25 protein-coding genes, 2 tRNA genes and 1 pseudogene are annotated in these 23927 nt (G+C 55.6%); 8 read left to right on the top strand and 20 right to left on the bottom strand.

The window, feature by feature from the left end:
* Nucleotides 1-48: 48 nt before the first annotated feature.
* Nucleotides 49-507 (bottom strand): methylglyoxal synthase, encoded by a 459-nt coding sequence (gene mgsA, locus IM273_RS14975; protein ID WP_028012607.1) that lies wholly within the window; start codon nucleotides 505-507, stop codon nucleotides 49-51.
* A gap of 80 nt (nucleotides 508-587) precedes the next feature.
* Nucleotides 588-1250 carry a DUF2057 family protein gene (locus tag IM273_RS14980; RefSeq protein ID WP_041910599.1) on the bottom strand — a complete coding sequence of 221 codons (663 nt, stop codon included), beginning with the start codon at nucleotides 1248-1250 and terminating at the stop codon, nucleotides 588-590.
* A 173-nt stretch (nucleotides 1251-1423) separates the two neighbouring features.
* Between IM273_RS14980 and IM273_RS14985 the strand changes: the two genes are divergently transcribed.
* Nucleotides 1424-1837, top strand: coding sequence for a CoA-binding protein (locus IM273_RS14985; protein ID WP_193051279.1), 414 nt, complete (start codon nucleotides 1424-1426; stop codon nucleotides 1835-1837).
* 36 nt (nucleotides 1838-1873) lie between these two features.
* Here IM273_RS14985 and hspQ read toward each other — a convergent pair whose 3' ends face one another.
* Both hspQ and rlmI read right to left on the bottom strand, forming a co-directional pair.
* Nucleotides 1874-2191 (bottom strand): heat shock protein HspQ, encoded by a 318-nt coding sequence (hspQ, locus tag IM273_RS14990; protein ID WP_008499919.1) that lies wholly within the window; start codon nucleotides 2189-2191, stop codon nucleotides 1874-1876.
* A gap of 60 nt (nucleotides 2192-2251) precedes the next feature.
* Nucleotides 2252-3442 (bottom strand): 23S rRNA (cytosine(1962)-C(5))-methyltransferase RlmI, encoded by a 1191-nt coding sequence (gene rlmI / locus IM273_RS14995; protein ID WP_045261702.1) that lies wholly within the window; start codon nucleotides 3440-3442, stop codon nucleotides 2252-2254.
* A 22-nt stretch (nucleotides 3443-3464) separates the two neighbouring features.
* Here rlmI and IM273_RS22745 point away from each other — a divergent pair.
* Nucleotides 3465-3696, top strand: a pseudogene (locus IM273_RS22745) (helix-turn-helix transcriptional regulator); the annotation flags it as partial.
* An 11-nt stretch (nucleotides 3697-3707) separates the two neighbouring features.
* Nucleotides 3708-3989, top strand: a complete 282-nt coding sequence (gene yccX, locus IM273_RS15005) for an acylphosphatase (protein WP_048999181.1) — start codon at nucleotides 3708-3710, stop codon at nucleotides 3987-3989.
* Here the strand turns inward: yccX and tusE are convergent.
* From tusE to IM273_RS15035, 6 genes are all read right to left on the bottom strand, one after another.
* A complete protein-coding gene (gene tusE, locus IM273_RS15010; protein WP_028012611.1) occupies nucleotides 3986-4315 on the bottom strand; it encodes a sulfurtransferase TusE in 330 nt (109 codons plus the stop codon). The two genes, yccX and tusE, sit on opposite strands and share 4 nt — an antisense overlap.
* Before the next feature lie 69 nt (nucleotides 4316-4384).
* Nucleotides 4385-4936 (bottom strand): LuxR C-terminal-related transcriptional regulator, encoded by a 552-nt coding sequence (locus IM273_RS15015; RefSeq protein ID WP_045261700.1) that lies wholly within the window; start codon nucleotides 4934-4936, stop codon nucleotides 4385-4387.
* Between the two features lie 10 nt (nucleotides 4937-4946).
* Nucleotides 4947-6104: a CfaE/CblD family pilus tip adhesin gene (locus IM273_RS15020; RefSeq protein ID WP_193051280.1), complete on the bottom strand. Its 1158-nt coding sequence runs from the start codon at nucleotides 6102-6104 to the stop codon at nucleotides 4947-4949.
* 1 nt (nucleotide 6105) lies between these two features.
* Nucleotides 6106-8823: a TcfC E-set like domain-containing protein gene (locus IM273_RS15025; protein WP_193051281.1), complete on the bottom strand. Its 2718-nt coding sequence runs from the start codon at nucleotides 8821-8823 to the stop codon at nucleotides 6106-6108.
* A gap of 72 nt (nucleotides 8824-8895) precedes the next feature.
* The gene (locus IM273_RS15030; RefSeq protein WP_028012615.1) at nucleotides 8896-9402 is read right to left on the bottom strand and encodes a CS1 type fimbrial major subunit; all 507 of its coding nucleotides are present in this window, start codon (nucleotides 9400-9402) and stop codon (nucleotides 8896-8898) included.
* Nucleotides 9403-9477: 75 nt separating this feature from the next.
* Nucleotides 9478-10197, bottom strand: coding sequence for a fimbrial protein (locus IM273_RS15035; RefSeq protein ID WP_206689348.1), 720 nt, complete (start codon nucleotides 10195-10197; stop codon nucleotides 9478-9480).
* Nucleotides 10198-10528: 331 nt separating this feature from the next.
* On the opposite strand from IM273_RS15035, the gene IM273_RS15040 reads away from it, so the two are divergent.
* A complete protein-coding gene (locus tag IM273_RS15040; protein ID WP_063154537.1) occupies nucleotides 10529-11290 on the top strand; it encodes a winged helix-turn-helix domain-containing protein in 762 nt (253 codons plus the stop codon).
* On the top strand, nucleotides 11287-11763 hold the full coding sequence (locus tag IM273_RS15045) for a hypothetical protein (RefSeq protein WP_063154535.1): 477 nt from the start codon (nucleotides 11287-11289) through the stop codon (nucleotides 11761-11763). Before IM273_RS15040 ends, IM273_RS15045 begins: the two co-directional genes overlap by 4 nt.
* Before the next feature lie 56 nt (nucleotides 11764-11819).
* On the opposite strand, the gene yccA is transcribed toward IM273_RS15045, so the two are convergent.
* Nucleotides 11820-12479 (bottom strand): FtsH protease modulator YccA, encoded by a 660-nt coding sequence (gene yccA, locus IM273_RS15050; RefSeq protein WP_013097244.1) that lies wholly within the window; start codon nucleotides 12477-12479, stop codon nucleotides 11820-11822.
* Nucleotides 12480-12748: 269 nt separating this feature from the next.
* Between yccA and IM273_RS15055 the strand changes: the two genes are divergently transcribed.
* The gene (locus IM273_RS15055) at nucleotides 12749-14377 is read left to right on the top strand and encodes an ABC transporter substrate-binding protein (protein WP_028012619.1); all 1629 of its coding nucleotides are present in this window, start codon (nucleotides 12749-12751) and stop codon (nucleotides 14375-14377) included.
* A 144-nt stretch (nucleotides 14378-14521) separates the two neighbouring features.
* Nucleotides 14522-14609, top strand: a tRNA-Ser gene (locus IM273_RS15060).
* 64 nt (nucleotides 14610-14673) lie between these two features.
* On the opposite strand, the gene IM273_RS15065 is transcribed toward IM273_RS15060, so the two are convergent.
* From IM273_RS15065 to IM273_RS15090, 6 genes are all read right to left on the bottom strand, one after another.
* A complete protein-coding gene (locus tag IM273_RS15065; RefSeq protein WP_047368238.1) occupies nucleotides 14674-15078 on the bottom strand; it encodes a GNAT family N-acetyltransferase in 405 nt (134 codons plus the stop codon).
* A 169-nt stretch (nucleotides 15079-15247) separates the two neighbouring features.
* Nucleotides 15248-16084 (bottom strand): alpha/beta fold hydrolase, encoded by an 837-nt coding sequence (locus IM273_RS15070; RefSeq protein WP_059356828.1) that lies wholly within the window; start codon nucleotides 16082-16084, stop codon nucleotides 15248-15250.
* A 225-nt stretch (nucleotides 16085-16309) separates the two neighbouring features.
* Nucleotides 16310-16528, bottom strand: a complete 219-nt coding sequence (locus IM273_RS15075) for an acyl carrier protein (RefSeq protein WP_028012621.1) — start codon at nucleotides 16526-16528, stop codon at nucleotides 16310-16312.
* A gap of 17 nt (nucleotides 16529-16545) precedes the next feature.
* Nucleotides 16546-17979, bottom strand: a complete 1434-nt coding sequence (locus IM273_RS15080; RefSeq protein ID WP_193051282.1) for an AMP-binding protein — start codon at nucleotides 17977-17979, stop codon at nucleotides 16546-16548.
* A complete protein-coding gene (locus tag IM273_RS15085; protein ID WP_193051328.1) occupies nucleotides 17976-19094 on the bottom strand; it encodes an MBOAT family O-acyltransferase in 1119 nt (372 codons plus the stop codon). Before IM273_RS15085 ends, IM273_RS15080 begins: the two co-directional genes overlap by 4 nt.
* 128 nt (nucleotides 19095-19222) lie before the next feature.
* The gene (locus IM273_RS15090; protein WP_063437629.1) at nucleotides 19223-20359 is read right to left on the bottom strand and encodes a D-alanyl-lipoteichoic acid biosynthesis protein DltD; all 1137 of its coding nucleotides are present in this window, start codon (nucleotides 20357-20359) and stop codon (nucleotides 19223-19225) included.
* Between the two features lie 279 nt (nucleotides 20360-20638).
* Here IM273_RS15090 and IM273_RS15095 point away from each other — a divergent pair.
* A tRNA-Ser gene (locus tag IM273_RS15095) sits at nucleotides 20639-20726 on the top strand.
* Nucleotides 20727-20770: 44 nt separating this feature from the next.
* Here the strand turns inward: IM273_RS15095 and IM273_RS15100 are convergent.
* The 3 genes from IM273_RS15100 to hpxO are packed head-to-tail and all read right to left on the bottom strand — an operon-like array spanning nucleotide 20771 to nucleotide 23922.
* Nucleotides 20771-21706, bottom strand: coding sequence for a PDR/VanB family oxidoreductase (locus IM273_RS15100; RefSeq protein ID WP_193051283.1), 936 nt, complete (start codon nucleotides 21704-21706; stop codon nucleotides 20771-20773).
* Between the two features lie 11 nt (nucleotides 21707-21717).
* The gene (gene hpxD / locus IM273_RS15105; protein ID WP_048960328.1) at nucleotides 21718-22752 is read right to left on the bottom strand and encodes a molybdenum cofactor-independent xanthine hydroxylase subunit HpxD; all 1035 of its coding nucleotides are present in this window, start codon (nucleotides 22750-22752) and stop codon (nucleotides 21718-21720) included.
* Nucleotides 22753-22767: 15 nt separating this feature from the next.
* The gene (gene hpxO / locus IM273_RS15110; RefSeq protein ID WP_048958408.1) at nucleotides 22768-23922 is read right to left on the bottom strand and encodes an FAD-dependent urate hydroxylase HpxO; all 1155 of its coding nucleotides are present in this window, start codon (nucleotides 23920-23922) and stop codon (nucleotides 22768-22770) included.
* Nucleotides 23923-23927 lie beyond the last annotated feature (5 nt).

Raw genomic sequence — 23927 nt, forward strand, 5'->3', positions numbered from 1 at the left:
AACGAGGGGGAGGCCGGGCAAGGCGTAGCCGCCACCCGGCAAAAAAAGCTACTTCAGTCTCTCGGAAAGATAGCGCTGATAGTCCGGAATAAGGATCTCAACAGGCGAGTTAAACTGCGGTGATTCAATGATGAAATCCGCCGTCGACAGGTTCGTCGCCACCGGAATATTCCACACCGTTGCCAGACGCAGCAGCGCTTTGACATCCGGATCGTGCGGAACCGCATTCAGCGGATCCCAGAAGAAGATCAGCACATCAATTTTCCCTTCGGAAATCTGCGCCCCGACCTGCTGATCGCCGCCCATCGGGCCGCTCAGCATCGCATTCACCTCCAGACCCGTTTCGCGCTGGATCAGGTTACCGGTGGTGCCGGTGGCCGACAGGGCGTGCTTTTCCAGCAGCGCCTGATGGCGGCGAACCCAGTTAAGCAGCATTTGTTTACAGTGATCGTGCGCCACCAGCGCAATGTGTTTGCGTTCAGGCAGCGTGCGTGTTGTCAGTTCCATAATCATATCCATCAGGTTAACTGACTACACGATGACGGGAACCGTCTGACGCTGCAAGAGAAAGGCGTAAAAAATGTGGCTTAAGATGAAGGTTGTTGCTTTGCCCACTGTAAAAACCGGGCCCGCGTGTCGGGATCGGCCTGCTGGAACCAGAATTTAAGGCGCTGTTCCGTCAGGCTCTGGGACTGCGGCGGAATGACGTCCAGTTCCGAGACGCCGGATAGCAGCGTACTGTCGTCCGCCATCATGGTGGCAAACTGCGGAAGGGAGGCGCGTTTGCCGGCTTTGTTATAGACCTGCGTTGCGGCCTCGTAGTCCGGGCTTTTTGTGGCGCTGGTCAACGCCAGAATATCCAGCTTGACCGGGATCGGCATTGCATTCCCGTCCAGCAGCTCAACGCGCGGCGAGGCGTCGAAGGCCGCTGATTCCTTCTCCGTTTCAAGGCGAGGCAGGGTAATGTTCACCTGACTGATTTGCCGGGTATTAAAGCTGACAATCAGCGGCGGAGAGATGTACATCCGCTGCTCATGGTTAGTCAGGCCGATCGCTTTTTCGACCCGGAACACCAGCTGATGCGGCCCGTTATCTAACTCAATGCTGTCAGCCCCGCGCAATAACGAGCTGGAAACCTTTTTTCCGTCCAGTACCAGGAGATCAATGTCGCCAGAGAGCCGAAGCGTGGTGGCAAAAACGCAAACCGGCATCGCTAACGCAATCAGAGCAGTGGCAAAACCGGTTTTCATAGAAGGCTCCCGTCAGAGATACTGTCGCCGCATTAATGTATCTAAATCTTTCGATAATCACGTTTGCTAACATATAGACATATTTTGCCGTTTTGCCCTCATACATCTGTATGGGATGGATGGTTGAGATGTGCGCTTTGGCGTACACTTTTAAAAAAGCCAGGAGAAAAACCATGAAAGAGAACGATATTGCCGAGATTCTGACATCCACGCGTACCATTGCGCTGGTGGGCGCGAGCGATAAACCCGACCGTCCCAGCTATCGGGTGATGAAATACCTTCTCGATCAGGGCTATCACGTCATCCCGGTGTCGCCAAAAGTGGCGGGGAAAACCTTAATGGGCCAGCAGGGTTATGCCACGCTCGCTGACGTGCCGGAAAAAATTGATATGGTCGATGTCTTCCGTAATTCCGAGGCGGCGTGGGAAGTGGCGCAGGATGCGATTGCCGTCGGGGCGAAAACATTGTGGATGCAGTTGGGCGTGATTAACGAGCAGGCTGCCGTGCTGGCGCGGGATGCGGGATTGAAGGTGGTTATGGATCGCTGTCCGGCGATCGATATCCCCCGTCTGGGGCTGGCGAAGTAATAAAAAAAGCCCGTTCATCGGGCTTTTTTTACACGCTTAGTTCCGCAGGCGCGGAGCCTGTAACTGTTTGCGGATAGTCTGAGCAAGTTCATCCATCGTGGGTTGTTCCGGATGCTCTTCCTGCAGCTCGCTACTTAGCTGCGCTTCGGCAAGGTAGGTATGTACGGGTTGTCCGTCGTCACCTTCCATCACCACATGGTACCAGGGTGCAGCGCGAAGCTCTGCGTTCACCGCCAGTTCGTCCGCTGACGGTTCATCAAGGGAATACTCCGGGTCGATATCCACGACCACACCCAAATACCCAAGCAAAGTGTGGCGGACCTGCTGGCCGATACCGAATTTGCTGGCAATCATAGTCACCTCCCGGGAAATACGACTTACACATTAAGTGCGGGCAATATTTCTCTTTTCAAGTTACATGACGCGACAGGCAAACCCTTTCAGATACAGTCCTTCCGGGTAGGTAGCAATCACGGGGTGATCGGCTGCCTGACGGAACTGCTCTATAAATTGTACATCACGACCAGCATCTATTGCGGCATCGGCGATGATTTTTTGGAATAAATCGGTGGTCATCAGCCCGGAGCAGGAGAAGGTGAGCAGCACCCCGCCCGGGTTCAGCAGCTGGATCGCCAGCATGTTGATATCCTTATACCCACGGCAGGCGCCCATCAGCTGGCTTTTATTTTCCACAAACTTTGGCGGATCCATCACGATGACGTCGAACTTCTCGCCCTGATCGCGATATTTACGCAACAGCTTGAAGACGTCGTCGCGTATAAATTCGGCTTTGCTCAAGTCCAGTTTGTTCAGCTCGACGTTCTGTTTTGCCACGTCCAGCGCTTCCTGCGAGGTATCCACGCTGACCACCTGGGCACAGCCGCCCATCAGCGCCGAAACGGCAAAACCGCCGGTGTAGGAGAAGCAGTTCAGCACGCGTTTGTCGGCAACGTACTGACGCGTAGCCAGGCGGCTGTCGCGCTGGTCAAGGTAGTAACCCGTTTTGTGCCCGCCCTGAATATCCACCAGCAGCTTCATACCGTGCTCTTCAATTGGCAGCAGGGCAGGCGGCAGTTCACCCGTGACCGGGCCCTGCGTCAGCTCCATGCCCTCTTTTTTGCGCACCGCCACGTCGCTGCGGTCGTAAATAGCGCATTCCGGGAACAGGGTTTGCAGGGCGCTAATCAGCGCGGCACGCTGGTATTCCGCCCCTGCGCTGAGGAGCTGCAGCACCAGGAAGTTGCCGAAGCGATCGATGGTTACGCCCGGCAGACCGTCGGACTCACCGGCAATCAGGCGATAGCTGTCCAGCCCGTCGCGCTTTGCCAGCCACTCGCGCCACTGCTGCGCCTGCTGCAGGCGGCGGACGAAGAAGTCGATGTCGATGGTTTCGTCTTTATCGAAGGTCCAGACGCGCGCGCGGATCTGAGACGCTGGCGAGTAAGCGCCTCGCGCTAACCATTTCCCCTGATGGTCAACAATATCAATGGTTTCACCGAGGCTGGCTTTGCCTTCCATACGGGCAACCGCGCCGGAAAAGACCCAGGGATGACGGCGCAGTAATGACTTCTCGCGCCCTTTGGCTAACACTAAACGTACACTCATAATTTGCTGTTCTGTCGATTTCAGGGAAATGGCGCGTAGAGTAGCACATTCAGCCAGGCGCAATCATCTGCGGATGTCGTTGAGCGTTTCGGCAGATCGTGGAGGAGGTGAGAATGGCCGTGGCGCTGTCACAGTTACAGTCGACTCGCTTACCGATCGGTGAAATCGCATTACAATGTGGGTATCTTTCCAGCTCTCGTTTCACCGCCCGTTTCCGGCAGCACTATGGCTGTTTACCGAAAACGCTACGTTAAGGAGAAGAAAAATGTCAAAAGTCTGCACCATTGCCTGGGTCCACGGCCTTGTTCAGGGCGTCGGGTTCCGCTACAGCACCCAGCGCGAAGCGATGACGCTTGGGCTAACGGGATACGCGCGAAATATGGACGACGGCAGCGTTGAGGTGGTCGCCTGCGGCGACGCGGAGCAGGTTGAAAAACTAATGGCGTGGCTGAAAGCAGGCGGGCCGCGCAGCGCCCGGGTTGATAAGGTCTTAACGGAACCGCATCAACCCGGCAGGGAATATGTGAACTTCGGTATTCGGTATTAAATACACTTCACCGGTTTAGGCAGGCCGGCAATTTTGGTGGCCTGTTTTGCCGGGCCTTTCGGGAACAGGCGATACAGATAGCGGCTGTTGCCTTTTTCTTCGCCAAATTTGTTGGCCATCGCCTTGACCAGCATGCGGATGGCCGGAGAGGTGTTGAACTCGAGATAAAACTCGCGCACAAAACGGACCACCTCCCAGTGTTCGGGGGAGAGGGCGATACCTTCGTTTTCGGCGATTTTCTCCGCCAGCGGCTCGCTCCATAGCGTGGTGTCTTTCAGATAGCCTTCGCTATCGGTCTCAATTTCCTGGCCTGCAAAAATGAACATAGTGCTCTGTCGATAAAGTAAAAAACGCCCCTAGTCTAGCAAATAAGGGGCGGCGTGAGAAACCTCGACCTACAGAAGAAGCTGGAGCAGATTGTTGGCATTAAGCTTTTTCAGCGCGTTGCATTTATACGTCGACACCTGTTTTTCACTCATCTGCGTCATATGCGCGACATGCCGTACCGATTGTCCGTTCACCAGCCTGTCGAGCACGTTGAACTCCATGCCTGTCAGGCAACAATTCAGGGTGCGCACCCGGCGGGGCTCTCTGGCAAGCAGATACGCCGCATCCGCAACGGCAATCCGGTCATCAATGATATATAAGGTCAGCGTGGCAAACCGCTTTCGCAGATGGGTAGCCAGTGCCCAGCCTTTTTCATTGCATACCAGATACACCGTTCCTTCCCAGCGCCTGGCTTCCAGCTCCAGAAGAATGTCGACCAGCGCCAGATGCGTCCCCGCGACGGAAAAGCGGCAGCGAACAACGAGGGTGTCGCAGACCAGCAGCGAACGGCACCACTTTACCGTACCGCTCTCAACCTGAGTCTGAGCGTTACGGCGCAGAAGGGCGTAGCGCAACCCTTCGGCATAAAAACGATTGTTGTCGAGGATGGCGTAACTCACAATGGCCTCTTTATAAGGTACTGGGCGTGTAGATAACGCGTAGGGTGCCGGTGTAATCCCCGGCATTTTTGCTGCTGGCAGCAAACGCGGGCGTTTTCAGAATGATGGGGGCGGGGACACAAAGTACGCTCTCCCGTCCACCCGGCAGCACAACCTGACGCAGATATTGCGGGTCATTAGTGCTCTGCCATATCAGCGTTTTGCCATTCGCCGCGGTTTCTGCTGCGCCCGTTACCGGGTTGATCACCGTAACCTGATAATCGAGCCGATCCCGTGCTTCGGTCTGGCTTCCACCGCGTCGTCTGACGGAAAACGCTCCCTCAGTACGGCCCGTGGCCGCTAAACCGTCATCCTCAAAGCGCAGATAGACGCGCGTGCTGGCGCTGTTTTTACCGTCATACAGGCACATATCCAGCGCGCTCTCGCCCTGGATTTCGCTGCCGCCGGGCCGCCCCGGAAAATTGGTCAGATTGAGGTTAACCATCGGGGTTGAGTGGGGGAACGCCGGCAGATAAATCTGCTGGTTACCCGGATCGACCACCTCAATGCGTATCGTCGCCTGCCAGCGGGCTATGGTGAGGTAGCCCGGACACCCGACGTTGACATCGTTAAAGTTGCCCCCGCAGTCGGCGCTTCCCCATTCGCGCAGGTTCTGCTTCAGCGTTGCGGTCCAGATGCCCGGCTGGGCGAGCTTATCCAGTTCGCCTTTAACGATGTAAAAATCAAAATAGGGTTCCCGGTTCCAGGCCGAGAGATCGGCGGTACCGCCGCTGACAAAGCTGGCAAAGGTGAAAATTTTGTTGTTGATAAACATATGATTTTCCCCATAGACCTTCACATCTGCTGTTTTATTTGTCGACGTGTGGGTAAAACGCAGCGTAATGGCGTAGGGGGCGGCCGGGTTCGCGCTAAACCAGACCGGCGCTGTCATACACGCTCCGTTCGTCGGGTCGGTGCGGGACTCGCAGGTCAGGGTGTTGCGTCCCCACTTTTGCGGGTCGATAGTGTCGTAACCGCTCGGTTCATGGACCCAGATATCAAAACGCGCAGGCGGCACCGCGCGATCGTAGCTAATCCCTACGCTGGAATTTCTTCCGGCAGGGACGCCCCCCAGCGTCTGACAGCTCCACAGCGTCAAAAAAAGTAAAATAAAGAGGTAGTTGTTCACATCATTTCCCTTTGGTGAGGTGCTCTGCATTCATGGCCGTTGGCCCCGTAGGCACGTTCCGCCCGGCGAGCATCAGTTGCGCCTGGTGCTGGACCGAATCCGGCAGGGCGGAGAAAGTGAGTTCCCGACACGGGATCGACCCGACGTAACGCACCACGTCGCGCATGCTTTTCACGCTCAGTTCACACTGATAAAACTGCTGCTGACGCACCAGATAAAGATTGCGCAGCAGGGCGTCGCTCTGGGCGCTGAAACCGCCATTGCCGAGATCGTTCCAGCCGTTCACGTTCAGCGGTACGCCGCCCACGAACGGCGAATGATGTTCGTCAGTGAGCTGGCCGAGCCAGGTGTAGCGGGTGGTGGTTTGCACGTCCCGGCGAAGCATTTTGCCCGGCACCATAAAGAGCGTCCGGCTCCCGGAACCCTGCGTGATTTCACTGCTTGCGCCTGATGAGACGTTCAGCGACTCATTAACCGTCAGCGTTGTTGGCTGATAACCCGGCACCGCAAAAAGGGCACGGCTGTTGGCCGGGATATCCGCGGTGCCGCCGTTATCCAGCGAGACGGCGACGCGTGAATCCCGGGAATCCTCAGGCGTAGCCACGTTTACCGCAACGGCAGAAGCCGGGCGTCCATCGCCCCAGCGGCCAAGCCACAGCCCTGAGCGCGACAGGGCGAGGGTGGAGCTGTAGTTGCCGCTGCTGCTTAACGTATGGCGCCCATCCTGGCGGTCCCATGCGTCGCTCACCGTCAGGCTGGCGTTACCAAAACGTCCGCCCTGGCGCGTGTACGCCGAGGCATTGAGCGAATCGCTGTTGATCCCCGACGCGCTCAGCCCGTATTCATTCTCGCCGCGCGCGTCGGCATACCAGTTGTGCGCCACGTTGTAGCTCAGCTGGTTTTTCTGATGCTGCTGGTGCTGCCAGGTTGCACCAAGCGAGGTATAGCCTGACGCATCGCCCTGACGCTTATGCGCCAGTGAGAGGCTAATGCTCAGATAGCCGCCTTTGTCTTTTCCGTCGCGAGAGTGGTCGTTGCGCATAAACAGGTTAATGCTGCTGTTGATGTTCAGACCGCGCGCGCTAAAGGTATTACTCAGCCCGCCTTGCCAGGCCTGCGTGCGGGAGCGGGTCATATACACCGGCTCCCACGGCAGGCCGGCATCGTGACGATCGTCATGGTCAGGCAGTTCCCGGCGCGTAACGTAGCGCCCTTCGTTGCGGTTATCCGAATACCCCAGGTTGGCGTACCACGAGCCGACAGGCACGGAGAACATGACCGAGAGGCTACGATAACAGCCGTTGACGGCGTCAAAACCTGCGCTGCGGGTATCACAATTTTCTGCGGATAACGCGTTGCGGTAGAAGCTCAGCGAAAACCCGTCGTTATAGCTGATTTGCTGAATATTGCCGCGTTGGCCCTTGCTGCCGTAGAGGTAGCTAAAGCGTGTGCTTAATACCCCGTCGATCGGGCCCGCGTTAAAGCCGCGGCTCCAGTCGAGGGCATTTTCCAGGAAGTGCTGCCTTTTCATGACGGTTGCGCCGCTGGTCAGCGCCAGCGTCGGGGTGACGGGCAGGCGTATACCCGCCTGTGCGAACGGGCTGCGTTCATCATTGCGATCGTTATTAGCCGTTTCCCCTGCCTGCATAAACCACTCGACGCGGTCGAATGGCGTAATGCCCGTACGGGTAAACGGAACCTGCTCGGTACGCGTCAGTCGGTTGTTTTCGTAAACTGACAGCGTCACGGTATAGCTTCCATCCGGAAACGCGCGGGTATCCAGAGTTTGTGCCCCGGCATTGAGGTAAAAGCTGGCCAGCAGCTCCTTGCCGCGGCGCGCGTCGATACGCGCATCGTGCGAAAGCAGCACCGTAATGGGCGTGCCCTTCGATTGCTGAACCGGGTTGATCCATGCCCGGGTCGAGCCCGCGCGCAGGCCACGAATTTTGCCCAGCGGCAGCTGGCTGAGGTTAATATTCCCCCCGGCGTTGCTGAACAGGTCGCGGGTATCCATCTCGCCTATCTGTAGATAATATTCACGCCATAAATCCTGGCGGAACCAGGCATTGTTAACGGTCATTTCCTGCTGCTGCTGCTGACGCGAGCGTTGTCCCAGCCAGGTCCAGTCGAGGTTAAGATAGCCGTCCTGGGTCAGCGCCAGCGCCCCGTTGCCCTGAACGGTGGCAGACTGATAATCCCTGTCGGCAACGAAATTGATATTTTGCTGATGAATCAACGCGTTTTCGCTGTCCTGGGTGGGCTGATACCACTGGTTTTCCTCCGAGGGCTTTGGCAAAAAGCGCTTATCAAAAAACAGGTTTATGCGAGCATTGTTTTCGTCATAGATGATGGCCGCACGGCGGGTTTCAAGATAATCACACCCCGTCGCGGAGCCGTTGCTGCTGCAGGCCAGGTTGCCGTTACGGGCAAGCGGAACGGCCAACGCTGCGGAAACGGAGCCGATAAGGGCAGGATCATCGTTAAACTGACGTTTGATGGCCGCGACCACGGTTTCAGGTGCGACAAAACTGACCGTTTCAAGATTGATATCGGTTTCGAAAAGGCCAAGCGACTCGCCGTATAAGCTCACCTCTGTCCACATGCGCTGCGTTTTCGCCAGGTCCTCGAATCCGGCCGGGACGGCCATCTCAGCGCAGGCGAGGTGGACAGATGCGGGTAATAAAGCAACAAAAAGGAGAGTATTTCTGTGAAACGCCATGAACGAGCCTCGACATCATCCTGACGTCAGAGGGCGGGCGCCCTCTGACGTTATTCCTTAGGTGCTATGGTGTTACGCACCGCCTTCCGTGGTGGTCGCCTGAGTCAGCATCAGGCTTACAACGCCGCTGTACTGGCCGGTTTTCAGAATGCCTTTGGTGGTCTGGGAAATGGTCAGAGGCAGAACCGCAGAACCGTTTTCAATGCTGCCCGGGAAAAGTTCGGTTCCGGTAAATTCGGCATCGGTGGTGGACAGGGTTTTATCACCCAGAAGAACCGTCATCGGTACAATCTGATCCCCATCCGTGTTGGTGAGCTTAGCTGCGCTAACGAGGCGTACTTTGACGTTACTGGTAGCGGAGTTGGACCATACCTTGGTGTTCAGGCGGTAGCTTTCCAGGCCCCGACCCGGCAGATACTGCATGTCGATGCTGGCTGGCAGCGGCGTGTTATCGGCCTGGGTCATATCCAGCTGTGAATCAACGCTGGCGTTGACGGTAATATCTTTCTGGATCGCCAGCGCGCTGGCAGATGTGGTCATCGCGGCAACGATCATCAGAGGTTTAATAAATTTACGCATTGATATCTCCATATTTTACAAATGAGCACCCTGGCTCTTTAAACAAACCACAAGGGTTTTTACAGTGACGTCGTGTTATTGCACGACGGGTAAGTCAGCTTCTTCAGCGGTTTTTTTCACCCAGTTGAAGTAGCGGAATTTGTATTTCTTGCCGTTTACCTGATTAAGCGTTTTTAATTTCCGCTCGGTATCCGGATAAATCGTGGCGTCTTCTTTAATCCATTTACAGACGTCGTCTGACTGACAAATACCGATCTCCCTGAGCGGCACGCGCAGGGTGCCGGCGTTGGTGACGGTCCCCCGTGCGGGATCGATATGCAGCGAAACGCGCTCCGTGGCAGGGGCCAGATGTACCAGCGCCCCCCAGATAACATTGACCCCAAGCTTTGCCGTCGCTGCCGTGCTTTCGGGCTGGCCGGGAATAATGCTGTCCGGCTGTTTCACCCCTTCAAAATAGACTCGCCAGGTGGTCTCTTTTTCCGGCGGCGTCAGTGAAACAAGGCGCACCACGCGCATTGCGCCTGCAGCCAGGGCAAATTTATCGGGCGTCACCACGACGCCGCCTTCTTTCCACGAAGCAACGTCAATCTCTTTTTCCTGGGCCGTTCCGGGGTTAAGAATTTTCTTTTGCCTCACCCGAATGAACTGAATATCATCCGTTTTCGATGCCACTTTTATTTGCGCTGCGCCGGCGCTATCCACGTTAAGTTCCATTGGATAGACGCTCATATTGGCCATTGTCATTTCTGAGAAAAATGACAGCGACAGCGCGGCGACATAAAACGCGGTTGTCATATTCACTTTTTGTTTCTGTTTCACATTCAGCCTGCCTGCTCTGAGTTCTTGTGCGGTTTTTAACACCAGGACACCGTCTGCTTTCGTATCGCTTCAGGGCAGGGAAACTTTAACCAGAACAGCAGGTTGTGAAAATTTGTATTAGTTAACCGCTGATATACAGTGATTTATCCTGATTTGCTGGTCTTAAAGTTGTATAGTTAAAAGAAAATGCCGCTACCCAGGATGGGAAGAAAATTCCTGTTGATGAAAAAAGAACCAGCTCAGGAAGCGATTTTCTTGCCGATGTCACAGGGATAAAAAAGCCTGCGGTAATAGCTGAGAGTGAAATATGTTTTTTATATGCAATAATTCGTTGTTATTTGATCCTGAAGCACATGCAATTAGTCTTGTTGGTCAACCGGAGTCTGTATTAACGCTCTCGGCGCCAGCCGTTCGCCTTTTACAGGAGTTTATTCGTCATAAAGGGCACGATCTGAGTCGGGAGGAATTAATTACGCGCGTCTGGGAGGAGTATGGCTTTACGCCGTCTGGAAATAACCTCAACAAAGCGGTCAGTGAATTACGCAAAGGCTTCCAGTCTCTTGGGGAACATCATAATTTCATTGTGACGATACCCCGGTATGGATTCCGTTTTGTTGCCGATGTGATTTGCCAGCCTGCGCAAATTGTTCAACCCGCTGAAGCACAGCCGAACTCTTCCGTCGTGCCGTCAGAGGCAAAACGTCAGCGTATTTCCCTTAAATGGGGCGCCGCGGCGGCGGTATTGTTAGCATCAGCACTGGGGTTAGGCTTGCTGTTTAACCAGCAGCAGAAGATCGCTATACCGATGACGCCAAAGCCCGTCGCGCAGAAAATAGCGGGCTGTAGCATCTGGCTTATTAACGATCATGGCCGGCCGCTGGTGCTCTCGAAACTGGCGGGGCTGCTGGAGGCGAATAATGTGGCGTGCGCGCGCGAAGCGTACAATATCTACTATTTCAGCGCCCGCTTTAACCTTGCAGTTGCGGATGAAGTGTTCATTGGTGCATGCCCGGTCAATAAAACCAGCCTGTGCAAAACCATTCGCTATAAAAGCGGGGCAGAAAAATGAAAATGAGACTTCTGTTTGCTGCGGGTGGGGCGCTTGCTGGCGGCGCGCTGGCGCTCTTTATTTATTCCGGGGGCATATATAAGCGTGATGCGCTGGCCTGCAGTACGGAATTTAACTTTACGCGTAACGAGGGAAAAGCGAATGAGGTCCGGGTCAATACCGTGGCCCAGTTCTATTTTCATCGGGACGGCACCGGCTTAACAACGTACAAAGGTGCAGCTATGGCTGAAGGCCGGGGCATGATCGTTGACAGGGATATGGATTTTACCTGGTCGCGACGGGATGATGATAACGTTATCGTGTTGAGCTACACCAAAACCTGGCGTCGGCATAATGACAATACCCCGGACGAAAAGTGGGGAGGCTTTGCGAGGCCGACAGCCCGCTATTACCTGACGATCTCCGAGCTTGCGCCCGCCGTGTGGCTGATACAGGACCGGCTCTATCCCACCTATATTTGCCGAGGTGACTAGAGCATAAAAAAAGGAGAATGCCTGAGGCATTCTCCTTTTTGTTTCAGCAGGTCTGCTTAATCGCGGCTGGCGAAGCCCAGGATGCTCAGCAGGCTGACGAAGATGTTGTACAGCGACACATACAGGCTCACGGTCGCGCGGATGTAGTTGGTCTCACCGCCGTGAATAATGTTGCTGGTTTCATACAGGATCGCGCCGGATGACAGCAGGATAAACACCGCGCTAATCGCCAGGTGCAGGGCAGGCAGCTGCAGGAAGATATTTGCCACCATACCAATCAGCACCACTACGATGCCCGCCATCAGCATACCGCCGAGGAAGGACATATCCTTGCGCGTGGTCAGCACGTAGGCCGAGCAGCAGAAGAACACCAGCGCGGTACCGCCCAGCGCCATGCCAATCACGTCACCCATACCAGCAGACAGATACGCGTTCAGGATCGGCCCCAGGATATACCCCAGGAAGCCGGTGAAGGCGAACGCGGAAAGAATACCGACCGGTTTATCAGCGGTTTTGTAGGTCAGGAACATCAGACCGTACATCCCCACCAGCGTCAGGATCAGGCCCGGAGACGGCAGCATCAGCACGGTGCTGGCGGTAGCGGTGATAGCCGAAAACGCCAGCGTCAGGCTGAGCATGAAATAGGTATTGCGCAGCACCTTGTGGGTGCTGAGTAGCGATGTGCGGTCGCGTGAGGAAGTAATTATACGATCCATGAGTCACTCTCTTATGACAGATGTAATTAACGGAAAGAATAGGAAACGGCGCGCCAGTCTCAAAGTGGTTTTACCCATCTTTACTCAGCACGTTAGCGCTGAAGGTGGTCGTTTCTTCTGCAAAAGCATATGTAACCAGTATGAACGGCGGTTTAAAAGTATTTACCAGATCAACCTCTTATAGGTTACTGAAAAATATTGCGTTATTGCCTTTCGGGCGCTAAGAGTTATCTCCGGATCGTCATAAAACAGACAATAAGGCGAAGGAAATGAAACCACAAACACGCACGCGCTTTACGCTCTCTTTACTCACCGCCGGGATCCTGTGCGCCAGCACGGCGACCTGGGCGGCTAACGTGCCGGCAGGAACAGCGCTGGCCGAAAAACAGGAACTGGTCAGAAACAATGGCAGCGAACCGGCCTCGCTCGACCCGCACAAAGTCGAAAGCGATGTCGAATTCAATATTATCAGCGATTTATTCGAAGGGCTGGTGAGCGTCTCCCCGTCAGGAGAAATCCAACCCCGGCTGGCTGAAAAATGGGAGAACAAGGACAACACCGTCTGGACGTTCCACTTACGTCCGGGCATCACCTGGAGCGACGGGACGGCCATTACCGCTGAGGATGTGGTCTGGAGCTGGCAGCGCCTGGTTGATCCAAAAACCGTTTCACCGTACGCCAGCTATCCCGGCAACATGCATATCGTCAACGCGGCCGATATCGCTCAGGGGAAAAAATCCCCCGACACGCTGGGCGTAAAAGCAATTAACGATACCACGCTGGAAGTGACGCTCACCCAGCCCAACGCGGCGTTCCTGGCGATGCTGGCGCACCCGTCGCTGGTGCCGGTGGATAAAGTGCTGATTGGCCGTTTCGGCGAAAAGTGGACCAAACCGGAGCATTTCGTCAGCAGCGGAGCGTATAAGCTGTCCCAGTGGGTGGTCAACGAACGCATTGTGGCGGAGCGTAACCCGCGCTACTGGGATAACGCGCATACCGTTATTAACAAAGTCACCTATCTGCCGATCACCTCCGAGGCCTCGGATGTGAACCGCTATAAAGCGGGCGAAATTGATATTGTTTATACGGTACCCATTAACCAGTTTGCTCAGCTGAAGAAAACGCTGGGCAGCCAGCTGGACGTCTCCCCGCAGCTGGCGACCTATTACTACGAATTCAACACCACCCGTCCGCCGTTCAACGATGCCCGCGTGCGCAAGGCGCTGAACATGGCGCTGGATAAAGACATCATCGCTGAGAAGGTAATGGGGCAGGGGCAGCGCCCGGCGTGGCTGATTAGCCAGCCGGACATCGGCGGGGTCAAGCTGCAGAATCCGGATTACGCCAGCTGGCCGCTCGACAAGCGTATTGCTGAGGCGAAAAAACTGCTCAACGAGGCTGGGTATAACGAAAGCCATCCTCTGAGCTTCAACCTGCTCTATAACACCTCTGAATCGCACCAGCGCATCGCGATTGCGGCCAGCTCTATGTGGAAGAAAAACCTCGGCGTAGACGCGAAGCTGCAAAATCAGGAGTGGAAAACTATGCTGGATACCATGCACACCCACAACTTTGACGCGGTGCGCTACGCCTGGATTGCAGACTACGACGACGCGGCGACCTTCCTGAACAACTTCCGTACCGGCGACAGTGAAAACACCAGCCAGTACAGCAACCCGGACTACGATCAAGCCTTGATCAACGCCGCAAAGGCCAAAACGCCGGCAGAGCGGGGTAAGTTCTACCAGCAGGCGGAAGACCTGTTGGGCCGTGATGTGCCTGCCATTCCGGTTTATCACTACGTCCGTACGCACCTGGTGAAACCGTGGGTGGGTGGCTTTACGCCGGATAAGCTGGGGTACTATTTCACAAAAGATATGTACATCAAAAAGCACTAAGCGAGAGGGCTGGATTTTATGCTGATAAAATCGCCGATGTGTTGTCAGTTCAACCGATTAAGCACATTTTGGCTAATTTTAAAGCGAACGATTGCAGCCACTCTTTACAGCATGCGGTGAGGTGTTTATAGTTCGCCTCACTCAGGAAGTGTGGCCGAGCGGTTGAAGGCACCGGTCTTGAAAACCGGCGACCCGAAAGGGTTCCAGAGTTCGAATCTCTGCGCTTCCGCCAGATATAAACCCCAGCTTACTCGTTAAGCTGGGGTTTTTCTTTCGTCTTATCTCAGAGTTGCCTTTTACCAGATTCTGGCCATTCCTTCGCTTGCCGGGCGAACGAGAGTGAAGCCAAATTTAGAATACAGCTCGGGGACATCCGCCATTAAACAAACGTAGGCCCCTCTACAGGCATTGTTATCCAGCCATGCCACAAGCGTTTCCATGATGAGTCTACCGAGCCCCTTTCCCTGATGAAGAGGGTCAACGGCGACGTCGACAATATCAAAATTCAACGCACCGTCTCCCACGATTCGCCCCATACCCACGGGTTTTCCCTCACACAAAATATGCATGCCATAACAACTGCCAGGCAGCGCTTTGCGTGCTGCCTCCAGCGGACGAGGGCTAAGACCCGAGATTTCGCGCAGGCGGCAAAACGCTTCTGCGGAGGGGACGGTTTCAACTACGGTATAGTTTTCATGCATAAAAAGCTCCAGTCAGTATCTCTCGGTGTGTAATCCCCTCGGGCTAAACAGCGTTAGCGCCCGGCGGCGTTTCGCTGGCACAGGCTTCCAATGAAACGTGCAACGTCTTAATATTATTGCAGAATGTAGGCCGGGTAAGCGTAGCGCCACCCGGCAAGAAAGGCGAGGTTTATGAACGGATAAAGGCCAGAATGTCCGCATTAATGGTATCCGCGTGGGTGGTATGCATCCCGTGCGGGAAGCCCGGATAAATTTTCAGTACGCTGTTCGCCAGCAACTTATCCTGCAGCAGGGCAGCATTCTTATACGGCACGACCTGATCGTCGTCGCCCTGCATCACCAGAACGGGAACCGTGATGGTTTTTAAATCTTCCGTCTGGTCGGTTTCTGAAAACGCCTTAATCCCCTCGTAGTGGGCCTTGGCGCTGCCGATCATGCCCTGACGCCACCAGTTCTGAATGGTGCCCTGTGAAACCTCGGCCCCAGCCCGGTTAAACCCATAAAAAGGACCGCTGGCGACGTCGAGGTAAAACTGGGCGCGATTCGCGGCCAGCGCTTTACGGAAGCCGTCGAAAACCTCTACAGGTGTCCCGCCGGGGTTGTTTTCTGTTTTCACCATCAACGGTGGAACGGCGCTCACGAGCACCGCTTTGGCAACGCGCCCCTGCGGCTGGCCGTACTTCGCAACATAGCGGGCCACCTGGCCACCGCCGGTTGAGTGGCCGACGTGCACCGCATTGTGCAGATCCAGGCTTTCGACCACGGCCGACGCGTCAGCCGCATAATGATCCATATCGTGCCCTTCGCTGACCTGGTCCGAACGCCCGTGACCACGGCGGTCGATTGCGATAACGCGATAGCCTTCCGCAAGGAAGAAGAGCATCTGGTTATCCCAGTCATCGGCACTCAATGGCCAGCCGTGATGGAAAACAATGGGCTGAGCCTCTTTCGGACCCCAGTCTTTGTAGTAAATATTGACGCCGTCTTTCGTTGTTACGAATGCCATACCGCAGACTCCTCTGTTAAAGACGCAACGATCGCTGGCTGAGCGCAGAGCGAACCATTATTGTCTTCATGATGTTGGCTTGTTTTGTTTCCCGTACCGACAGTACCCCTAAAGTGTAGGAGAAATAGTAAAACCGGTGGGTTTCATTCGTGTGAATGGTATCCAGAAGGGGAAAGCGAATGATGAGCTCTGGAGTGAGTCCCAGAGCCATCAGAGGAGGAGGCGTTAACGGTTCTCTTCAATATAACGGGCGAGATCGGCCGGGGTTTTCAGCACCGTCGCCACGTCGGTAGGCGGGATCATACAGCCGTAAACGTCCTGTACCTCCAGCACCATGTCGACTGCCAGAATAGAGTCGAGAATGTCGGATTCAATCAGCTCATCGTGAAAGCCAACCTTGCGGGATAACACTTTTTCAAACAGGGCGAGAATATCGTGTTCCATCATTTTTCCTGGGATAATTAATGTGTGCGGGCGTAAGCGTCCAGCAGCTTGCGGTCAATTTTGCCGTTAGGATTTAGCGGCAAAGCGTCTTTTACGATAATTTGTGAAGGCACCATGTAGTGGGGCACCACGTTTGCCAGCGAGGTTTTGATTGCATCCGGTGCCAGCTCCGTCACGCAGAACGCGGCGATGCGCAGCACGCTACCGCAGGGTTTCATCAGCGGCATCACCACCGCTTCGCTGATGCCGGACATGGCCAGCAGGCGGTTTTCAATCTCGCCGATCTCGATGCGGTAGCCATTCAGCTTGACCTGGCTGTCGTTGCGGCCCTGGCAGTAGATGAGCCCGTCTTCATAACCCAGATCGCCGGTCCGGTAGCCGCGGAACGCATCATTTTCCCGACGCAGCAGTTTTGCCGCGTTCTCCTCCGGCAGGCCTAAATAGCCGCGCATGACGTTTTTGCCCCAGATAATCAGCTCGCCCTCGGCGGAAATTTCCATTCTGCTGTCCGGCATCATCACGCCCACCGGCAGCACCGCGCTGTCGCTGTTAAGGATCTCATCCGTGATCTCAACCACGGTTGTCGCAATGGTCGCTTCCGTTGGGCCATAGGAGTTGATGATTTTGGCCTGCGGGAAACGGCGGCGGAGCTGTTTCACCAGCGCTTTATTGAGCACTTCGCCAATGAAGATAAAGACGTTAAGTGCAGGCAAATACTCGCTGTTAAAGTGCGGAGAAAGCAGTTGCTGGTAGGCAAAAGAGGGGGTGGAAACCCAGGCGGAGACCGCGTTGCTTTGCAGTCGCTCGAGCCAGTTCTCTTTCTGGATATCCTCTTTGGCATTCAGCACGATGTGGCCTCCCATCGCCAGGTTCGCCAGCAGAGGGATCAGGGAGAGGTCAAAGCTGAACACCGCGTGGTTCATTAGCACCGGTTTTTCCGGCAGCGAAAAGTCCTGGCTGACCCACTTCATGAAGTGCCATACGCTTTCACGTCCAATCTGCACGCCTTTCGGTTTTCCGGTGCTGCCTGAGGTAAACATGATATAGGCCAGATCCTGCTCCTCCAGCACCTTGCCCGCCTCGCCGGTGGCGATGAACTGCCGCGTCGCCACGTCGTAGTAGTAAGGGGCGCCGGTCAGGTTGCAGATCTCGCGAAGCCGCTCCTGCGGGTAAATGCAGTCCACCGGGATGTACGGAATGTTGTGCAGCAGGCAGCTATAGATCGCCACGGTGAACTCGGCCTGCTGATGGCCGTACAGCACGATCGGCGTACCGTCTGCGGGCTGGCAGCGTCGATAACGCTCTGCCCAGTCCGTCACGGCAGAGGAAAGCTGGAGCCAGCTTAAGGTTTCGTCGCTGCCGCTGATGGCCAGCTGCTGCGGGGAGGCGGGATCGCGCAGTGCCGCACGCAAGAAATCCTGCAGTTCCTGAAGATCGGAGTGATTTTTCATAGAGGTGACATTCCACTGAAGATGTAAAGGGATCCTGCGGCGCTTCCCAGCGTCAGAATTCGTCCCAAAAACGCAACGGCCGGATACTGCAATCCGCGGTGTAACGTTGGGCTGCGTTTGGCTGACCACAGCAGCATGTTGTGCGCGACGGAAATCGCGCCAAACAGCGCGCCGCTGATGACGTAATGGCGTTCCAGGCCATTCCACGCCCCCATGCAGAACAGGGTGCAAAAAATACCGATATTTTGCGCCAGCGTTTTGTTCTGGCGGAAAAAGTTAAACTTCATCAGGTTCATATAGACGGGCATAAAGACCACGTCGCGCAGCCATTCGGACAGGCTGATGTGGAAGCGGCGCCAGAAATCCTGCGGGTTCTTTGCAAGAAGCGGCATGTTGAAGTTTGCCGGAATATTCAGCCCAAACAGCCGACCCGCGCCGATGGCCATATTGCTGTAGCCCGCAAAATCGAAGTACAGATAGGCGCTGTAGGCAATCGACATCACCACGCCCACGGTCAGGGTAAACGGCTTATGGCTCCAGGGCTGCACGACGAGCGAATCGATCAGCATGGCAAACAGGAACTTCTGAATGATGCCGGTAATAATTTGCTCCAGCGCCGTTAAAAACTGCTCGCGGTTCAGGATAAATGCCGGCTTATTCACATCGCTCATCCATGTCCGCCAGCGATACATCGGGCCGGCCAGAATAATAAAGGGCATAAAGAGATAGCAGAAATAGTGCAGGAAATTCTGGCCCTCTTTTTTACTGCGATACAGCAGTACATCCACAGCGCGGAAGGTCATAAAAGAGAGACCGATTGTGCCTAGGTGATAATTAAAATGTAATTTCACCAGAACCAGAGGCAGCAGCGTTAAAACGACCGCCTGCCAGGTTTTTAATCTGCCTTTTTCTTTTAACGTGGCGACAAGATAAAACCAGCAAAAGACGGCCACGGGAACACTGTAATTGCCCTGAAAAATATAACCCCAGCCTAATGCTGTCACCACGGATAAGGAAACTAGCCAGGTCAGACGGTGGCGTAAAACACGATTAACCATCGCAAACACCAGCGCGGATGAAAATAAACAGACAAAAAACATTCCTGAGCTGTACATCATTTCGCCTCAGAATTTTTGATATTCAAAATGCAGCTGCATACTCATGCTGTCATCGACAGCGGTCCATGCAACGACGGTGATCGCCAGCAGTAAATAAAGGCAAAAAAGACGGATCGCGATTTTCATTATTTAAAACTCTGTGCAATAAAGCGAAGCATTGGCACCCAGGCCAGTTCGGTAGGGTGCAGACGATCCCAGTTCCAGCCGTTCTGATACGGCATGGCGTACATATCCAAATACGGGATCTGGTTCTCTTTCAGAATGGTTTGAATCTGCTTATCGAACGGGCGGAAGGTGTCGGTATTGTAAAGCGCCCAGGGGTTAACCGGGTCGACGATAGCAATCACCTGCACGTGATGCGCTTTCAAAAGCTGAACGGTTTTCCTGAACGCGGCGAACTGCCCCGGCACCACCGGCGTGTCATCCCACTGCTGCGGCTTACCGTCCTCGTCGTAAATCGTTTTGTCCATCCACAGCGTGGCCGCGCTCTGATGGCGTTTTTTATTCAACTCGCGGGCATTCGCCAGCGCTTTATCCCAGTCAGGGGAAAGACGGGCGGTTGGCTGCTGAGGCCAGGGCTGCGCCGTCTGTGGCCTGATGTTGAGCAGCGACAGCCAGTCGTTTTTAATCAGGGTGCAGAAGTTTGCAAACTGAAAACTCAGCTCGTTCCACATCAGCGCCGGATGCCAGCCATACACACGCATTTGCCCGAAGGTTAAATGGCTTATCTCTTTCGCATCAATATGCTTCAGGTAATTAACCAGGAACGGGCGCGCCTGCGGATCCTTCATCAGGGGATTAAAAATCGAGCCCGGAAAATTATCCGCATAGATAGCGGGCGGCAGGCCTTTTGAATAAAAGCCGTCAGGCGCCAGAAGCAGCACCACTTTGCTGTTTGCATTAAGGCTATCTTTAAAACGCGAGAGAAGTAAAAATTGCGTTTCGTCATCGACAAACGCATCGCCATAGGCCACGACGGGCTGGTGCAATTGCTTATTAAAATAATTAAATACGGCGTAATGTTCCTCTTCTGAGGTGGCGACCTCAGACGCACCAAGGAAGAAAATAGCATTCCCTTCTAAAGCATGAGAAATTGTGGCTATTTTTTCCGCCTGTTCTTTTGTCGTCCCTGCCATGGACTTGATCAGCGGCTGGAATTTAAGCGGCGGATCAAAGCTTGTCACCAGCGGGTGAAAACTCAGGACTAAAATGGCCAAAACGGCCATCAGGATATGTAAACAAAACGTATTTTTGATTTTCATCATCAACCAGTAAGGCGCTATGACAGTAATGCGTTAAAACCCGCATTACCCGGATTTATTACCATTACAAAACACATGGCCGTCTATTTTTTTTGGCATTCTATACCACGGTGATTTAAAAGGATGAGCGTTGCTGTGTAACGGTATGTACAAGGGGGGAAGGGGGGAGGGCAGGAAAGTGTCCGGGTGACTTTTTGCGCAGTCAAACGCCTGCAGGCAAAAATAGAAAAATTCCTGCTTTACAAGGCGCTAATAGATGTTTATAGTGCGCCTCACTTTGGAAGCGTGGCCGAGCGGTTGAAGGCACCGGTCTTGAAAACCGGCGACCCGAAAGGGTTCTAGAGTTCGAATCTCTACGCTTCCGCCAAATTCGAAAACCCTGCGATAGCAATATCGCAGGGTTTTTTCGTTTTACAGCGCAATCACCAGCTCCCCGGAGTGACTCCGCGAACAGCAGAGCGCCACCTGCTGGTCAGCCGCGCTTTTTTCTGCCTCCGACTGCACGCTATCCCTGTGGTCCACCACGCCGTCAATCACCGGCGTCAGGCAGGCGCCGCAGATCCCCATTTCGCAGGACAGCGGCACGTCCACGCCGTTTTCCTGTAATACCTGAGCGATGGTCTTATCCGCAGGCACCGGCCAGCGCTCGCCGGTGGAGGCAAGTTTGACCGTAAAGATCTCGCCTGCGACGCCGCTTGTGACAGGGGGAGCGGGCTGAAACGCCTCGCTGTGGATATGGGCGTCATTCCATCCTTTCGCCGCCGCCACCTCGCGCGCTTTCTCCATAAACCCCGCAGGTCCGCATACCCACGCGTGCAGCCCCGCTTCAGGTGCGGGGAAATGCTCCGCCAGCGTGGTTCGCGGGGTGCTGGTATGAATAATGCAGTCACCGCACTGCGAGAGTTCGCGCGCAAACGCCGCGCTTTCCCGGGTTCTGACGTAATAGTGCAGCGTAAACGGCGTTCCGGTCGCTTTCAGCTGCAATGCCATCGCATACAGCGGCGTAATGCCAATCCCTGCTGCCAGCAGCAATACCCGCTCAGCCTGATGCAGCGGAAACAGATTGCGCGGGGCCGAGATTGAAAGCCTCTGTCCCGGACGCAGCATTTCGTGAACGTAGCGCGACCCGCCGCGCGAGGCGGCTTCTCGCCCCACGCAGATAAGATAGCTCTCGTCGCCACATGCCCCGGTCAGAGAGTACTGGCGGACCACGCCGCAGGGCAGGTGGACATCAATGTGTGCGCCGGGTTGCCACGCCGGTAGCGCGTCGCCGGTTTCGGCCACCAGCCTGACGGCGAGGCTTTTATCCCCCTCGCGCCACAGCCCGTCAACGATCACGTTCAGCATATTGGCCTCCGTCATACCAGGAAAAATTCGCCAAAGCCCATCTTCTTCAGTCCCCGACGGTAGGCAATCGAACTCTTATCTGCCGGAATATGGGCTTCCAGAGTGAGATCCAGCGGCAGACTTTCCGGGCGCTGGGTTTCGACCATCAGGCGATCCTCTTCAAAAATGCGCAGGTTAAAGGCATGCACCTCCTCCACCGGAATATGCAGATCAAAGTTGCGCGCGATGGGCGCGAACATGCGGGTCACCCGTGACGAGACGGGCGAGGCGGCGTTCATAATCACCAGCCGCGATTCACCCGGAAAATGAATCGTCAGGGTGGCGGTAAACGGCAGATGCATTTCAAAATGGCGCAGCCACTGGAACCCTTCTGGCGCCTGCACGGGTGAACTGGCGGGATAGTTGCTCACGGAACTCCAGTAATCGGCCACGAAACCGAAGGGCGTCTCCTGCGGCTGATAGATAGGGACAAGCTGATTATTGGGATCGGCAAAGGTATCGGTATGGATCCACGCAAAGTGGGCAACATCCAGAAACCCCTCCACCTGGCGCCCGGCGAAGCCGTTCACCTCAAACGCCGGGCAGTTGATCTGCTGAAATCCGTCGTCGCTCCAGTGCGGCATGGTGGGCAGCGGCACGGGATTGTCCGGGTCAAACGCCAGGCAGGTCCAGATCAGGCCGAAGCGTTCTTCCACCGCGTAGTTAATCAGGTTCAGCTTCGCCGGAACGGGCTGGTCGGGGCTGGACGGAATACGGTTGCAGCGCCCGTCTTCACCAAAGCGTAAGCCGTGGTAGGGGCAGATAATCCCGTGCTCGTCGTGAAAGCCGAGCGTCAGCGGCACGCCGCGGTGCGGACACACGTCCCGGGCAACCACGACCTGGTCGTTAATTCGGTAAATCACCAGCTGTTCATCCAGCAGGGTGGCCTTGACGGGGGCCGGGCCGACGTCGCAGGCGCGCGCAACCGGATGCCAGCATTTCGCCAGGCGCAGCCAGTCCTCTGGCTCAAACGTGCAGTGGGCGGGTGGTGTCGGTTCTCTTTTCATCGTTGTCCCTCTTGTTCAGCCTAACGGGCCGCCCTGAATGGTCTCGCACAGACCGTTGATAATGCGTTCCCCGGTCTCCTCTTTGAGTTCCTGATACCAGGCCTGCGTCAACGCCATATCTTTCCCGTGGGTGACGTCGCAGCGTTTACGCGCTTTCAGCACCAGGTCACGCACCCGGTCGCAGCGCAGGGCTTCGTACTGCCGCAGCGCCAGCGTAATGTTGTGGTTTTCACGCAGGCATTCGCCCAGCACCACGGCGTCCTCCATGGCCGCGCAACCGCCCTGGCCGATATCCGGCGTGGTGCTGTGCCCGGCATCGCCGAGCAGCGCGACGTTGCCGCGCACCAGGCTGTCGAACGGCTCGATGTCATGGATTTCAATGCGGTTGGTGGTATCGGGATCCAGCGCGGCGATAAGCTTCTGCACCGGCGGCGCCCAGCCGCGGAAGTAGCCCGTGAGATCGGCGCGCAGGGTGGTGCGATCCTCCGCCAGGCCCGCGGGCAGCGGCACGTCAAAAAAGAAGTAGAAACGACCGCCGGAGACGGGCATCAGCGACACGCGTTTACCCTCGCCAACGAAGGTGGTCCACTGGTGCGCCGGGGCAATCTCTTCATCAATCTTCACCAGCCCGTTCCAGTTCACGTATCCGGCGTAGCGGCGCTCCGGGGTATAGCCCAGCACGTACGGACGAACCGCCGAGTGGCTGCCGTCGGCGGCAATCACAAAATCGCCTGTTGCCGTGGTGCCATCGGTAAAGGTCACGCTTACGCCCGCGTCGTCTTCGTGGACGTGTTCCACGCGCTTGCCGAACTGCACCTTGTCGCGACCCCAGAAGTCCAGCATTTCGCGCTGGAGTTCAGCGCGCGAGACGGGGCAGGGGCGCCCGCCGGTACGCTCAACCAGCGGGGCGAGGCTAAAGCGGGTCAGGGTGTCGCCGCGCCGGTAATCCTTGTAGGCCATAAAACGCATCGGGCCGCCGTAGGTTTCGATAATGTCGCCCATGCCGAGGTGCTGCATACACTTCACGCCGTTAGGCCAGATGGAGATGGCCGCCCCGACGGGCCGGATCTCTTTTACGGCTTCGAACACGGTACAGTCGATGCCCGCTTTCTTTAGCGCGACGGCAGCGCTCAGGCCGCCAATACCCGCGCCAATGACGATTGCTTTCATGCTTC

The sequence above is a fragment of the Enterobacter cloacae complex sp. P13B genome, from assembly GCF_014895915.1.
In the GTDB taxonomy this organism is placed as follows: Bacteria; Pseudomonadota; Gammaproteobacteria; order Enterobacterales; family Enterobacteriaceae; genus Enterobacter; species Enterobacter bugandensis.